Raw genomic sequence first — 15,147 nt, 5'->3', positions numbered from 1 at the left:
ATTGAAGTTCAAGTAAAATCAAAATAGGATGACCAAGATGGCAATGAGTCCTTATAATCTAACGGCTAAAATTGCACAACAACTTGTTGATAGAACCATGAAAATCATTGATTGTAATATTAATATGATGGATGCGTAGGTAAGGTTTTCAGATAAATGAAAGCCCTTTATGATTGCTAAAGGGCTTAACGTTGTTCAGTTCTATTATGATTGTTTGATTGCTGTTAATGATCGACGAATAAAGTACAAACAGATCGCCACAAATACCGCTAATCCCAAATATTGTGGTAATGTACCTAAGTCAGCTGATATAGCCAATGGTGTATCACTACCGCCACTGGCAATACTGATAACAATCACTATAGCTAATAACACACCAACTAAACTTTCACCTACAATTAATCCCGAAGCAATTAACGCTGCTTTACTATCAACTTTTTTATATTGTGCTTCAGGATCTAAATTTTGTTTTTTTGCTTTAGCATAAGCGCCACGCTTAATTAACCACGATAGTATGGTGCCCACGAAGATTGGCATAGTAATGGTCGGTGGTAAATAGATACCTAAGCCAACCGCTAATGCAGGTAAACGGAAGCGACATTTTGATTTTGCTAAAATTAAATCAATGATGATAATCATTGTACCGACCGCCAAGCCGATTAAAATCATGGTCCAATCAAGTTGATGAGAGAATATCCCTTTGGCAATAGTTGTTATTAAGGTTGCTTGCGGTGCAGCTAACACTTGTGAATGATCCATATCTGCTCGTGGTAATGCCCCGGTAAAACCATATGCGTTATAGAGAATCTCAAGAATAGGTGCGATAACAATAGCACCAACCACACAACCAATGAGTAAAGCAACCTGTTGTTTCCAAGGGGTTGCTTTAACAAGATAGCCTGTTTTAAGATCTTGTAAATTATCATTAGAAATACAAGCAACGGCTAAAACTGAACTGGTAGTAAATAGCGCTAAAGCAGTCGCAAAATTGGATCCTTCAACGGATGCTAACATACCATTGGCTTCACCTAAACCTAATAAGATGAGCGAAATTACAATAGCTGCGACAATGGCAATGCCTGATATTGGACTTGCGGATGAGCCAACTAGTCCAGCCATGTAACCACAAGCGGCAGCAACTAAAAAGCCCATAATAAAAGCAAATAGAACTGCACAAAATACTAATGCCCATGCAACGCCTGTTGATAACCCACTGCCAGAAATAAATGAATAAAAAGTCACGATTAAGATAATTAGCATCCCACCCATTATCAAAAAGATTGATTTAGGCGAGAGATCGCGATCTGTTTCGGCGATATCATTCGCTGAAACATCAGAACGTAAAGTGCTGAATGATATTTTTAAACCTTCAATAACTGGTTTGATTAATGTTAATAATGTCCATATTGCAGCAATTGCAATAGTACCAGCACCAATGTAGCGAATGTCTTTTGCCCAAAGTCCCATAGCAATTTTAGATAAAGGCTCATTAGTATCATAATCGGTTATAAGACTTAAAATAGGAATACCAAATCCCCAACCAATAATTGTCCCAACTAACACAGCAATACCGGAAATAATACCAATTAAATAACCTGCGCTAAGTAAAGCTAATGAAAAACCCATTGGTAATTGAAAGATTGATTTACCACCGGTAAACCAATAAGAGATACTTTCAGATAGTAATCGAAAACCATTAGTACAAACACTGACTACAGAAGCGATGACGCCACCGACTAAAATATCTTTTAGGCCTTCATTGGTATCGTTATCCCCTGATTTTGAGCCAGCTTTTAAAATTTCCGCAGCAGCGATCCCTTCGGGGTATGGTAGTGTGCTTTTTACTACCATAACATGACGCAATGGGATTGAAAATAATACGCCCAACATTCCTCCAGCAGCACATATGGCAAAGGTTTGTAAAAACGGAAAACCTTGCCAGTAACCAATCATTAGTAATCCCGGTAACACAAAGATAATTGAAGACAGAGTACCCGCTGCTGATGCTTGGGTTTGCACCATATTATTTTCTAAAATGGTTGAGCCAGAAAAAAGCCTCAATATTGCCATAGAAATAACGGCTGCCGGAATAGCAGAAGAAAATGTTAATCCAACTTTTAAACCTAAATAGACATTAGATGCAGTAAAAATAATCGTTATAAAGGCACCTAGAATAGTGCCTCTTAATGTAAGTTCACGTAAGTTATTCATTTTTATTAATGTAATTGATTTAGCATACCGACATTATATACTGAAATTCACTTTATTTGTTGTTTATCTTTTTTTGTTTGTCTTATTTGGATTTTTTTTGCTTGTTAAATTATTTTTAGTGTAATTGTGCTTGAATTTATTATGAATAATTTGAGTAGTAATAGGTTAGTAATATTAAAAAAATAACTGTTTTATTGTGAATATATTACAATATGTGCTTAGGTCAATTTAATTGAGATATCTACCGTGAATGGATTAAAGCGTCTACAAGCTATTACAAAGCAACTTCGTGATCCGATTAATGGTTGTGAATGGGATCGCGTACAAACTTTTACCTCATTAAAGCCTTATACTTTAGAAGAAACTTACGAAGTTTTAGAGGCTATCGATCAACAAGATATGCAAGAACTGAAAAATGAATTAGGCGATCTGTTATTTCAAATTGTTTTTTATGCTGATTTGGCTGACGAGCAAAAGGCGTTTAATTTTGATGATATTTGCAATGCGGTTGCTGATAAATTAGTTCGTCGTCATCCACATATCTTTTCAGATAATCCTGCTGCAAAACTAAATTGGGAGCAGCTCAAACAACAAGAGCGTAATGAGCGAGCGCAGTTCTCGATACTCGATGATATTCCTAATTCTCTTCCTGCTTTGATGAGAGCTGAGAAAATCCAAAAACGCTGTGCATCTGTTGGTTTTGATTGGTTAGCGTTGCAGCCTGTCTTAGATAAAGTAAAAGAAGAGCTAATTGAAGTCGAGCAAGAGCTAAATAAATCAACACTTGAACAAGACAAAATTGAAGAAGAATTAGGCGATTTGATTTTTGCAACGGTTAATTTAGCGCGTCATTTGAAAGTTAAATCGGAACTTTGCGCGCAAAAAGCAAATAACAAGTTTGTTCGTCGATTTAAACAAGTGGAATCGCTATTAAAACAAAAAAATCTGGCTTTAGTTGATGCAACACTTGAACAAATGGAAGACGCGTGGCAAAGTGTTAAGCAATTAGAAAAATCAAATAGCGAAGTAAATAAAAATGACTGAACAAAAAAACGAACTGTATCAAGAAATAGAAGCATGGGCACAAAATGCGATATTACATAGTCCAACATGGAGCATTAATCAGCTTGATTACTCTGAAAAGAGCATCACTGTTGTTGAAATGATTATCAGCGAAATTGCCGAAAAAAACTTTAGTATTCCTGAAGAACAATTAAATATGATTGCTCAAGAGTATGGATGTTACCTATTACTCACCGCACATAAAATATATGGTGGCGAGTTTTATTATAATGAAGAGTTCGAACAACCTATGCTGATTTGCTGTGAACCCGATGCAATGATTGTGCTAATGACCTGGAATAAAGTGAAAGGGCGTTTATTGGGTGATAAAACTGATCATATTGCTTATTTCCTTGATGAATTTGGTAAAGCGACCTTCCAACCTGAAAAAGGCACACATGTGGTTTACTTATAACTTCGTAGAAAGTGAGATAAGGTTGTTGATGTAAAGATTAAGTGAGATTAGCACTTAACACTTTTTAAAGTTAATATTTATTGTAGGGTGGTTGGAAATGTATTACACACTTTATATCGGCAATAAAAACTACTCTACATGGTCTATGCGGCCTTGGGTGGTGATGAAATATTTTGATATTCCCTTTGCTGAAAAATTGGTTAAATTTGATAGTTTTGATGAAGATTCCCTATTTAAAACTACGATATCATCCATTTCAAAATTTGGAACTGTTCCGATACTTGTTGATAACGATCTTGTTATTACCGATTCTTTAGCGATTTGTGAATACTTAGCTGAACAGCATCGCAATTTAGCGCTATGGCCGACAGATATAAAACGTAGAGCAATGGCTCGTAGCTTAGTTGCAAAAATGCATTCGGGATTTCAAGCGATTCGAAATTATTTACCCATGAATATCGAGGCTGAATTGCCAGAAGTTGGGCAGATAATTTTACGTGATCACCCCGAAGTAAAAAAAGAGCTCTTGTTCTTAGATGATTTATTAACGTCTTTTTTATCTTCTAACAAATTAAATGATCGCTATTTATTTGGTGATTTTAGTATAGCTGATGGATTTTATGCACCTTTATGCTTAAGATTAAAAAATTATCATATTCAGACAAGCTCAACTTTAGCTAATTACATTGAAACGATTTGTCATACTAAAGGTATTCAAGCGTGGATAAATGAGGCGTTAAAAGAACACAGCTTTGTCACTATGGATGAACCTTATCGGTTACACCGATAATTAAAGATTTTGCTAAAAAATAACCCCACTTAACATTGCGTAAGTGGGGTTAATCTTTGGATTTAATCTAAAAACGCAATCACACTTCTAAATAATCTAAAATTCCTTCTGCTGCTTTACGTCCTTCGCTAATGGCGGTGACGACTAAGTCAGAGCCTCGTACTGCATCGCCGCCGGCAAAGATTTTTGCATTAGTCGTTTGATACCCTTTAACCTCTGGGGCAATAATGCGACCTTGCTTATCTAAATCAACGCCATGTTCTGTAAGCCAAGGCATTGAGTGCGGCTTAAAACCAAATGCCATTACCACTGCATCGGCAGGTAAAATAAATTCAGACCCTTCAATAATAACTGGTGAGCGGCGGCCTTTAGCATCTGGTTCACCTAATTCAGTCCTGACCATTTTCACGCCGGTAACGTGCCCAGTATTATTAATTTCTATACTTAATGGCTGTACATTAAATTGAAATTGTACTCCTTCCTCTTTGGCGTTTTTGACTTCGCGTTTAGAACCGGGCATATTGGCTTCATCACGACGATAGGCACAAGTCACGTCAGTTGCACCTTGGCGAATTGAAGTGCGGACACAGTCCATCGCTGTATCCCCCCCACCTAATACAACTACACGTTTATTTTTCATGTCGATGTATGGGGTATCTTTGGTTTGTTCATGATGCATTATGTGCTTAGTATTGGCGATCAAAAATGGTAACGCATCATAAACGCCGTTAGCATCTTCATTTTCGAGTCCTGCGCGCATTGATTGATAGGTACCTGTTCCAATAAAAACAGCATCGAACTCATTGAGTAACTCAGATAATTGAACTGTTTTTCCTACTTCGGTATTTAGACGAAACTCAACTCCCATCTCGGTAAAAATTTTACGACGGTTGATTAATACTTCCTTATCCAATTTAAATGCAGGAATACCAAAGGTTAATAGCCCACCAATTTCAGGATGACGATCAAAAACTACCGGTGTTACACCATTACGTACTAAAACATCAGCGCAAGCAAGTCCTGCAGGACCCGCACCAATAATGGCGACTTTTAATCCCGTTTTTTCAACATTAGTTAAGTTAGGTTTCCATCCCATTTTAAAGGCTTCATCGGTAATATAGCGTTCGATATTACCGATAGTAACAGCGCCAAACTCTGCGTTTAAGGTGCATGATCCTTCACAAAGTCGATCTTGAGGACAAACACGGCCACAAACTTCCGGTAAACTATTAGTTTGGTGAGAGAGTTCAACTGCTTCTAAAATTTTACCTTCATTAACTAATTTTAGCCAATTCGGAATATAGTTATGCACAGGGCAACGCCATTCACAATAGGGGTTACCACAAGCCAAACAGCGATCGGCTTGGGCTTGAGATTGCGCAGGGGAAAATCCTTCGTAAATTTCAACAAATTCTATTTTACGAATATTCAACGGTTTTTTTGGCGGATCGACACGTTGTAAATCGATAAACTGATAAACATTTTGACTCATTTTCGTGCTCTCCTTACTGTGCTTGAACGCGTAGTTCTGCTGATGAACGACTACGATGACCAAGCAGCGCTTTTACATCGCTCGATTTAGGTTTAACTAAAACAAATTGTTTAGCAAAATCCTGCCAATTAGCTAAAATTTCTTCAGCGCGTGATGAGTGAGTAAGTTGAGCATGCTCCATGATTAATCCTCGTAAGTGCTCTTCATGTATTGAATAATCAGCAACATTTAGCATTTCGACTAACTCTTTATTGATACGTTTATGAAAATCGCCATCAGCATCCAAAATATAGGCAAATCCACCAGTCATACCGGCACCAAAGTTAACCCCTGTTTTACCAAGTACGCATACAATACCGCCTGTCATATATTCACAGCCATTATCACCAATGCCTTCAACAACACTAATAGCACCAGAATTACGTACGGCAAAACGTTCACCGGCACGACCTGCGGCAAATAATTTACCGCCAGTTGCACCATATAAACAGGTATTACCGGCAATGGTTGCTTCATGGCTTAAAAATGCCGAACCTTGTGGGGGGCGAATGACTATACGTCCGCCAGCCATGCCTTTACCAACATAGTCATTAGCATCACCTGTAAGGGTTAAATCCACACCACCGGCATTCCATACTCCAAAGCTTTGACCGGCTGTACCATTAAAGTTAAGGTTGATAGGATCAGTCACTAAACCTTGATCGCCATATTTTTTAGCAATATAGCCGGATAAACTTGCTCCAACTGAACGATCGGTATTTTGAATTTCAAAATAGAAACTTTTGCTTTGACGATTATCCACCGCTTCTTGTGCTTGGGTTATGATCGCTTTATTAAGTAGCCCTTTGTCAAAAGGTTTATTATCCTCAATACAATATACCGGTTTACCTTCAAGCGGTGTGGCTGTTTTAAGTAATCCTGATAAATCAAGTTTTTGTTGTTTAGCTGTTATGCCATCGAGTTCTAACAGCAAATCAGTACGACCAATTAAGTCGATGATGCGACTAACACCTAGTTCAGCCATAACTTCACGCGTATCACGAGCAATAAAGCGGAAATAATTCATCGCTTTTTCTGGTAATCCATGATAGTGCTCACTTCGTAATTTCTCATCTTGAGTAGCAACGCCGGTTGCACAATTATTAAGATGGCAAATACGTAAATATTTACAGCCTAAGGCAACCATTGGCCCAGTTCCAAAGCCAAAACTTTCCGCCCCTAAAATAGCGGCTTTTACAATATCAACACCAGTTTTAAGACCGCCGTCAACTTGTAGGCGTATTTTGTGACGTAAACCATTGGCAACAAGCGATTGTTGCGTTTCAACCAGACCTAATTCCCATGGCGAGCCGGCATATTTCACAGATGTTAATGGACTGGCTCCGGTACCACCATCGTAACCCGAAATAGTGATTAAATCGGCATAAGCTTTAGCAACCCCTGTTGCAATTGTTCCAACACCCGGTTCCGAAACTAATTTAACCGAAATCATTGCAGTTGGATTGATCTGTTTCAGGTCAAAAATAAGTTGTGCCAAATCTTCAATTGAATAAATATCGTGGTGAGGAGGTGGTGAAATTAATGTCACCCCCGGCACAGAAAAACGTAATTTTGCAATATAAGGGGTGACTTTATCACCCGGCAATTGACCACCTTCACCCGGTTTTGCACCTTGCGCCACTTTAATTTGAATCACATCCGCACTCATTAAATAACCAGGTGTAACGCCAAAGCGGCCTGAAGCCACTTGTTTGATGCGTGAAACTTTTATACTGTTATAACGAGCAGGATCTTCGCCGCCTTCCCCAGAGTTTGAAAAACCACCTAACGTATTCATTGCGGTTGCAAGAGATTCATGCGCTTCAGGACTTAACGCGCCAATTGACATCGCCGCGGAATCAAAACGTTTAAATAAAGCCTCTTCAGGTTCGACTTCATTAAGTGCAATAGCCCCACTTTCTGGTGGATTAAGTTTTAATAAATCACGCAATGTAGCAACTGGTCGATTATTGACGATATCGGCATAACGCTTATACTCTTCATAACTGCCATTATTTACAGCTTTTTGTAATGACTGCACCACATCTGGATTATAAGCGTGGTATTCGCCACCATGTACAAATTTGAGTAACCCACCTTGTTCTAATGGTTTACGGCGTAACCACGCTTTTTTGGATAGGTTAAATTGGTCTTGAGCAAAATCATCAAAATTAGCACCACTAATTCGGCTTGTAACGCCTTGGAAACAAAGTTCTACCACATCCTTATGTAAGCCAACTGCTTCAAACAGTTTAGAGCAACGGTAAGAGGCGACTGTCGAAATGCCCATCTTGGACATGATTTTATATAAACCTTTATTAATCCCGTTACGATAATTAAGTATGGCTTCACGGTAGGTTTTATTAATCGTACCTTTATCGACCATTTGCGCTAAAGTTTCATACGCTAAATATGGATAGATTGCAGTTGCACCAAAGCCTAGTAAGACAGCAAACTGATGTGGATCTCGACAGCTTGCAGTTTCAACAATAATATTGGCATCGCAACGTAAATTTTTCTCAACTAAACGTTGTTGCACAGCACCAACAGCCATTGGCGCAGGAATGGGTAGGCGATCGGCTGCAATATTTTTATCTGATAGAATCAGCAATACTGTGCCATTTTTTACTTTGGCTTCAGCATCACCACAAAGCTGTTCAATTGCATCACGTAAGCTACCATCAATTTCATAGGTAATATCAAGCGTTTCTGATTTATAGTATTTTGACTCTAACGTCGTTAATTGCTGAAAATCTGAATACACTAAAACTGGATATTTAAATGCCACACGATGCGCTTGTCCTTCCGCTTCGGCAAACACATTCATTTCACGGCCAATACTGGTAGAAAGTGACATAACGTGCGCTTCACGCAATGGATCGATTGGTGGATTGGTTACTTGCGCAAATTTTTGGCGGAAGTAATCATAAATTAAGCGTGGACGGCTTGATAATACCGCAAATGGCGTATCATCGCCCATCGAGCCTGTTGCTTCTTGACCATTTTCACCTAAAACGCGAATGCATTGATCAAGTTCTTCATTGCTATAACCAAATTGTTTTTGGTAAGTCGCCAGTAACGTATCATCATAATCACGAGAGCCGATATCATCATCAGGAAGATCTTCAACTGGAATCAGACGTTTTACATTCTTAGCCATCCACTCTTTGTATGGGTGACGTTTTTGTAAATCGTTATCAGTTTCAGACGATTGTAAAATTCGACCTTCTTCGGTATCAATCACCAGTAATTCGCCCGGACCGACGCGCCCTTTAGTTATCACTTCATCTGGTTGATAATCCCAAATACCAATTTCCGATGCGCAGGTGATGAGTTTGTCTGTGGTAATAACATAACGAGCAGGGCGTAGACCGTTACGATCTAAGTTACAAGCAGCATAACGACCATCCGACATAACAATGCCTGCTGGACCATCCCATGGTTCCATATGCATAGAGTTAAAATCAAAAAAGGCACGCAGATCTTCATTCATATCTGGATTGTTTTGCCATGCAGGTGGAACAAGTAAACGCATTGCACGTACTATATCCATCCCACCAACAAGGAATAATTCAAGCATATTATCAAGTGAACTTGAATCCGAACCCGTTACATTCACAAACGGTGCGGCATTTTGTAAGTCAGGTATAAGTGGCGTTTTAAATTTGTAAGATCGCGCTTTGGCCCATTGGCGATTGCCCTCAATAGTATTAATTTCACCATTGTGGGCTAAATGTCTAAATGGCTGGGCAAGTGGCCAACGCGGTACAGTATTGGTTGAAAAACGTTGATGGAATAAACAGATTGCTGTTTCCATACGAATATCTGCCAAATCTAAATAGAATCGAGGTAAATCTTTAGGCATGCAAAGGCCTTTATAGATATTGACCTGATTTGAAAAACTACAGACATAAAACGTATCATCTTGCACACGCTTTTCTATGCGACGCCTAACCATATATAAACGACGCTCTAAATCAATTTTTGTCCAACCCGCAGGCGCATTAACAAAGACTTGTTCAATTCTTGGTAGTGATGACAGGGCAATTTCACCTAACACACTTTTATCAATTGGCACTTCGCGCCAACCTAAAATTGATAAAGTTTCATCCGCTAACTCTTCTTCAACAATTTCACGACTAGCTTGAGCTTCGGCTTCATCTTGGCTTAAAAATAGCATGCCTACAGCATAATTTGTTGCTAAACGCCATCCGGCATCTTCAGCTACAAGCCTAAAAAATCGATCGGGTTTTTGCATTAAAAGCCCACAGCCATCGCCCGTTTTACCATCGGATAAAATGGCACCACGGTGCTGCATTCTTGCAAGTCCGTGAATTGCTGTACGCACCACCTTGTGACTTGGTTGCCCTTCAATATGGGCTATCAAACCAAATCCGCAGTTATCTTTTTCATGATGCTGATTATATAACATATCATTGCCTCTAAATCATCGCTTTTATATTTTGTGAAGGTATAGGCATTAATCCCATAATGGCTAAGAAATTAAAGAAAAAAGGTATTTTGGTCAAATAAATATTACTTATAAGTCAATCTTTTAATAAGGTCTATCTGAGTTATTAATGAAGCTAATAATTGATTTGTAGCTTATTGATTATTAAGATAATAATTAAGTATATGGCTGTTATTTTCAAAAAAAATTATATAATTAATATCAATGATAATTGTTATTTTTGTAAATAAGTTTAACTAGATTTAGATGTTTAAGTATGAAATTATGCTAATATTTAATATCTAGGATGGATAAATTAATATTGTTATAATCTATTATCTTTATTTTCAATAATTCAACTATGCAAACCAAAATAACAATTGTCGGTGCTGGTGCTGCAGGGCTTTTTTGTGCGGGATTACTTGGTCAAAAAGGCTTTGATGTAACAGTCATTGATAATGGTAAAAAATTAGGACGTAAAATATTAATGTCTGGTGGTGGTAAATGTAATTTTACTAATCTCGATGTTGAGGCAAAACATTATATATCGCAAAATCGGCACTTTTGTAAATCTGCATTAAAACGATTTTCCCAATGGGATTTTATCCAACTCGTTAATCAATATCATATTGCCTATCATGAAAAGGATCATGGTCAGTTATTTTGTGATAATTCAGCTCAAGATATTGTTGATATGCTTATTCAAGAGTGTCAGAAAGGGCAAGTTAAGTTTATGTTAAAAACACAACTCGAAGATGTGGAGGCTGAACAGCAAGGATTTAAGTTATCTACTTCTCAAGGCTTTGTTGATACTGATAAACTAATTATTGCAACCGGTGGACAGTCGATGCCAGCACTAGGTATGACTGCTATTGGGTATAAAATTGCCGAAAAATTTTCGATTCCTGTTGTGCCAGTCAAAGCGGGGCTTGTGCCATTTACGTTACATAAGCCTTTGTTGGATGTGTTATCCTCGTTATCAGGAATTGCTGTTTTAGTTGAAGTATCTAATGAACGAATCAGTTTTAAAGAGAATCTACTCTTTACTCATCGTGGATTGTCAGGACCAGCGATTCTACAAATTTCTAGCTATTGGCAAGTAGGAGAGGAAATCACTATTAATCTTTTACCGGATTTAGAGTTTGAATCGGCATTTAAGCCTTTATTGGAAAGCAATCGTAATCAAAGTTTAAAAAACTGTTTAGCACAAATTCTACCTAAAAGATTGGTTGACGTATTAATACAACTTAATTTCATTTCTGACACTATTGTTAAGCAGCTTAATCCAAAACAACAGTTTGAATTGTATAAAAACTTAACTCAGTGGCGCATTATTCCAAATGGTACTGAAGGGTATCGAACAGCCGAAGTGACCTTAGGCGGTGTGAGTTGTGATGCACTTTCATCTAAAACAATGGCAGCCAATACCCAACCAAACCTGTATTTTATCGGCGAAGTTGTCGATGTTGCTGGTTGGCTAGGTGGATATAATTTTCAGTGGGCTTGGAGTAGCGCTTTTGCTTGCGCACAGAGCTTTAATTGATTTTATATTGTTATCTAACTATCGATAACACCCATTTGAATATGATATTTTTTGACTTTATATTGTAAAGTTGTACGGGAAATATTCAATAATTTAGCCGCAGTGATAATTTTGCCATTGGCTTGATTTAATGCATCAATAATTAATTGACGTTCATAATTTTCCACTTGTTCAGTTAAATTATTGCCGTTAGGTGGGGTAGTTGGATTATTTTTGTCGGGTTGATTATTTGTTTCAACTACGGCATATGGGCTGTTAATATCAAATAATTCTTCATCTAAGGTTATTTGTTGTAATTCGCCCGGTTCACTTTGTAATACCATACTTCGTACAATTGCATTCTCTAGCATTCTTACATTGCCAGGCCATGGTGCTGACATTAACTGTTTAAGTGCATGTTCACTAATACCACTAATAATAACGTTAAAATCATTTTTATGTTTATCGATAAAATAACGCGCCAAAACCGGAATATCTTCTGTTCTTTCTCGTAAAGCGGGTAATTTAATTAAACCAACATTTAAGCGATAAAAAAGATCGCTGCGCATTTTACCACTTTGTAACAGTTCCGCTGGGGATTCATTCATCGCTGCTACAATACGAACATCTGAATGTATCTCTTTATTACCCCCTAATTGCCAATAGGTTTTTTCTTGAAGAAATCGTAATAATTTGCTTTGCATATCTAAAGGCATAGCATTAAGTTCATCTAGAAATAGTGTGCCTCCATTGGCGAGTTCTAAATAGCCTTGTCTATTTTCAGCACCAGTAAATGCCCCTTTAACGGTTCCAAACAAAGTACTTTCGATAAGCGTTGTCGGTAATGCACTACAATTAAGTGAAATAAAAGCCTTATCACGGCGATGGCTGGTTTGATGAATTAATCGAGCAAATAATTCTTTGCCCGTGCCTGTTTCACCTACAATCAGTACAGGAACGTCGTTTCGACCTAAAATATTAGTTTGATCGATAACATCCTGCATTTTATTCGAAACAAAAACAATTTCAGGTAAAGGTTGTTCTTTATTTTGATACAGTTTTCTATTGAGTGTGAAGACTTGATCTTGAAGTTGCCTTACATCAGATAAATTGCGGCCTATTTCTACCGCACCAATAATCTCTTTTTTACTGTTGTAAAGTGGTACTGTAGTATGTAAATAATCAACAAGTTTACCTAAATGATTATAGTAAGATTGGTAATTATCTTGATATTCTTTACCTTGTTGTAATGCTTGCAACATTGTACTATCTTCTTTTTTCAAATTAGGATAAACTTTAAGCAATGGTTTACCAATAGCTTGTTCTTCTGAGTAACCATCAAGTTCTGCGCTTTCCTGATTGTAATAAATATATTTACCTTCTTTATCAATAATGGCCATTGGCTGATGCATTAAATCAAAAAAATGTTTAAATAGTTCTAATGCTTTTAATAATTCAGGATCGATTATCATGATATCCGTACCTTTGAAATTAGGATTATTTGCTAAATATAACTAGCTTTAGTTTGTTCAACCATCACTAATAATGACAAATATTCGTCATAAAAACATATTTTTTACTAAATGACTAATATTATTTCTATGTCTATATATTTAATTTATTGATTTTTATGTTTTTTTAAGTTGGCATGCTGATTGCATTACCTGAGAAAAGCTTTTTTTCTTATTCATTGTGTACTTTTTTATGTACTAATTAACTGGAGGTCATATGTCTGACACAATTATGTCTAATTATAACAAAATACGCACCAATCTTATAACCAAAGATCGTCGTTTTAGTGCGGAAGGTAGCAAACTTTGTTTTGATGGCATTGATTTAGTCGATTTAGCCAAAAAATATCCAACTCCTTTTTATGTGTTTTCTGAAAAAGAAATTGATCGTAACGTTCAAGAAATTAAAGATGCATTTAAGGCACATCCAAATACCAAAATTTTCTATGCATCTAAAACTTGTTCAGTTATGGGCGTACTCAAAGCGATTAAAGATGCTGGTATTTATGCTGAAGCTAATTCGATGTTTGAAGTGCGTAAATGTTTGGAAATTGGTTTTCCAGGAAGCCAAATTGTTTTCAACGGTGTGGTTAAAAAACCTGTTGATTTAGAATTTGCTATCAAAAATGATCTTTATATTATTAATGTTGATAGCTTATATGAACTTGATATTATTGATGAAATTTCACAGCGTTTGAAAAAAGTAGCAAACGTGTGTGTGCGTGTTGAGCCAAATGTACCTTCTGCAACTCATGCAGAGTTAGTTACTGCTTATCATGCTAAATCAGGTATCGACCTTGAACAAGCTGAAGAAACTTGTCGTCGTATTCTTGAAATGCCTTATGTACATCTTCGTGGTTTGCATATGCATGTTGGCGATCAGGTACCTGAAGCAGAGCCTTTTGCTAAAGCAACGAAAGTATTAGTTGATGAATCACGTCGTTTAGAAGAAGTACTTGGCATTAAATTTGATTTAATCAATGTTGGTGGTGGTATTCCTGTTCCATACAAATATGATGAAGAAAATGGTAACCCATTAGAAGACAACATGTACGCAGGTATTACAGCACAAGATTTTGCTGATGCGGTAATCAGTGAAGTGCATAAATGGCGTAAAGATGTTGAAATTTGTATTGAACCAGGACGTAAAGTAACAAGTTCAGCTGCAGTATTGTTAACCGAAGTAGCTTGTGAAAAACGTAAGACTAATTACGATTTAGACGGTAACATCGAAGAGCATGTTGAATGGAAATTTGTTGATGCAGGTTATAGTGTTCTTTCTGATAGTCAACATTTTGATTGGTTCTTCTATGTTTTCAATGCTTCAAGAATCAACGAAGCACATGATGAATACATCAAATTAGCAGGACCATTATGTGATGGTGGCGACTATTATCATGTAGGGGTTAAAGGTGAAGAATTTTTAATGCCAAAAGATACTCAAATTGGTGATATTGTCGCTTTCCTTGATGCGGGTGCTTATACCATCGAAAGTCAAACTGTTTATAACAATCGCCCACGTACTGCTGTTGTTATGATTGATAAAGAAGGCAAAGATCGATTGATTCGCCGTGAGGACACTTACGAAGATATGGTTGGATACGACGTGTATTAATCATGATTTATCTGGGGCACATCGTGCTCCAGATATTATA

At 37.2% G+C, this 15,147-nt stretch carries 10 protein-coding genes; 6 read left to right on the top strand and 4 right to left on the bottom strand.

Going from position 1 to position 15,147, the window contains the following annotated elements; translation table 11 throughout:
• Window positions 1-37 precede the first annotated feature (37 nt).
• The gene (locus A9G03_RS12460; RefSeq protein WP_218056795.1) at window positions 38-139 is read left to right on the top strand and encodes a sugar diacid recognition domain-containing protein; all 102 of its coding nucleotides are present in this window, start codon (window positions 38-40) and stop codon (window positions 137-139) included.
• A 65-nt stretch (window positions 140-204) separates the two neighbouring features.
• On the opposite strand, the gene A9G03_RS08570 is transcribed toward A9G03_RS12460, so the two are convergent.
• Complete coding sequence (locus A9G03_RS08570) at window positions 205-2,211, bottom strand: OPT family oligopeptide transporter (RefSeq protein WP_065633259.1); 2,007 nt, start codon at window positions 2,209-2,211, stop codon at window positions 205-207.
• 237 nt (window positions 2,212-2,448) lie between these two features.
• Between A9G03_RS08570 and mazG the strand changes: the two genes are divergently transcribed.
• From mazG to A9G03_RS08555, 3 genes are all read left to right on the top strand, one after another.
• Complete coding sequence (mazG, locus tag A9G03_RS08565) at window positions 2,449-3,255, top strand: nucleoside triphosphate pyrophosphohydrolase (protein WP_065633258.1); 807 nt, start codon at window positions 2,449-2,451, stop codon at window positions 3,253-3,255.
• The gene (locus A9G03_RS08560) at window positions 3,248-3,688 is read left to right on the top strand and encodes a hypothetical protein (RefSeq protein WP_065633257.1); all 441 of its coding nucleotides are present in this window, start codon (window positions 3,248-3,250) and stop codon (window positions 3,686-3,688) included. Before mazG ends, A9G03_RS08560 begins: the two co-directional genes overlap by 8 nt.
• A gap of 97 nt (window positions 3,689-3,785) precedes the next feature.
• Window positions 3,786-4,478, top strand: coding sequence for a glutathione S-transferase family protein (locus tag A9G03_RS08555; RefSeq protein WP_065798943.1), 693 nt, complete (start codon window positions 3,786-3,788; stop codon window positions 4,476-4,478).
• A 79-nt stretch (window positions 4,479-4,557) separates the two neighbouring features.
• Here A9G03_RS08555 and A9G03_RS08550 read toward each other — a convergent pair whose 3' ends face one another.
• Entirely contained in the window at window positions 4,558-5,970 is a 1,413-nt protein-coding gene (locus A9G03_RS08550; RefSeq protein ID WP_065633255.1) for an FAD-dependent oxidoreductase, read from the bottom strand.
• Between the two features lie 13 nt (window positions 5,971-5,983).
• The gene (gene gltB / locus A9G03_RS08545; protein WP_065798942.1) at window positions 5,984-10,441 is read right to left on the bottom strand and encodes a glutamate synthase large subunit; all 4,458 of its coding nucleotides are present in this window, start codon (window positions 10,439-10,441) and stop codon (window positions 5,984-5,986) included.
• Window positions 10,442-10,820: 379 nt separating this feature from the next.
• On the opposite strand from gltB, the gene A9G03_RS08540 reads away from it, so the two are divergent.
• Entirely contained in the window at window positions 10,821-12,002 is a 1,182-nt protein-coding gene (locus tag A9G03_RS08540) for an NAD(P)/FAD-dependent oxidoreductase (RefSeq protein WP_065798941.1), read from the top strand.
• Between the two features lie 14 nt (window positions 12,003-12,016).
• Here the strand turns inward: A9G03_RS08540 and A9G03_RS08535 are convergent, their stop codons facing one another.
• Complete coding sequence (locus tag A9G03_RS08535) at window positions 12,017-13,453, bottom strand: sigma-54 interaction domain-containing protein (protein WP_065633709.1); 1,437 nt, start codon at window positions 13,451-13,453, stop codon at window positions 12,017-12,019.
• A 256-nt stretch (window positions 13,454-13,709) separates the two neighbouring features.
• On the opposite strand from A9G03_RS08535, the gene A9G03_RS08530 reads away from it, so the two are divergent.
• Entirely contained in the window at window positions 13,710-15,107 is a 1,398-nt protein-coding gene (locus A9G03_RS08530; protein ID WP_065798940.1) for a diaminopimelate decarboxylase family protein, read from the top strand.
• Window positions 15,108-15,147: the final 40 nt, after the last annotated feature.

This window comes from Gilliamella sp. wkB171, from assembly GCF_001693755.1.
Lineage (GTDB): Bacteria > Pseudomonadota > Gammaproteobacteria > Enterobacterales > Orbaceae > Gilliamella > Gilliamella apicola_F.
This window is presented reverse-complemented; position numbering and strand designations above follow the sequence as displayed.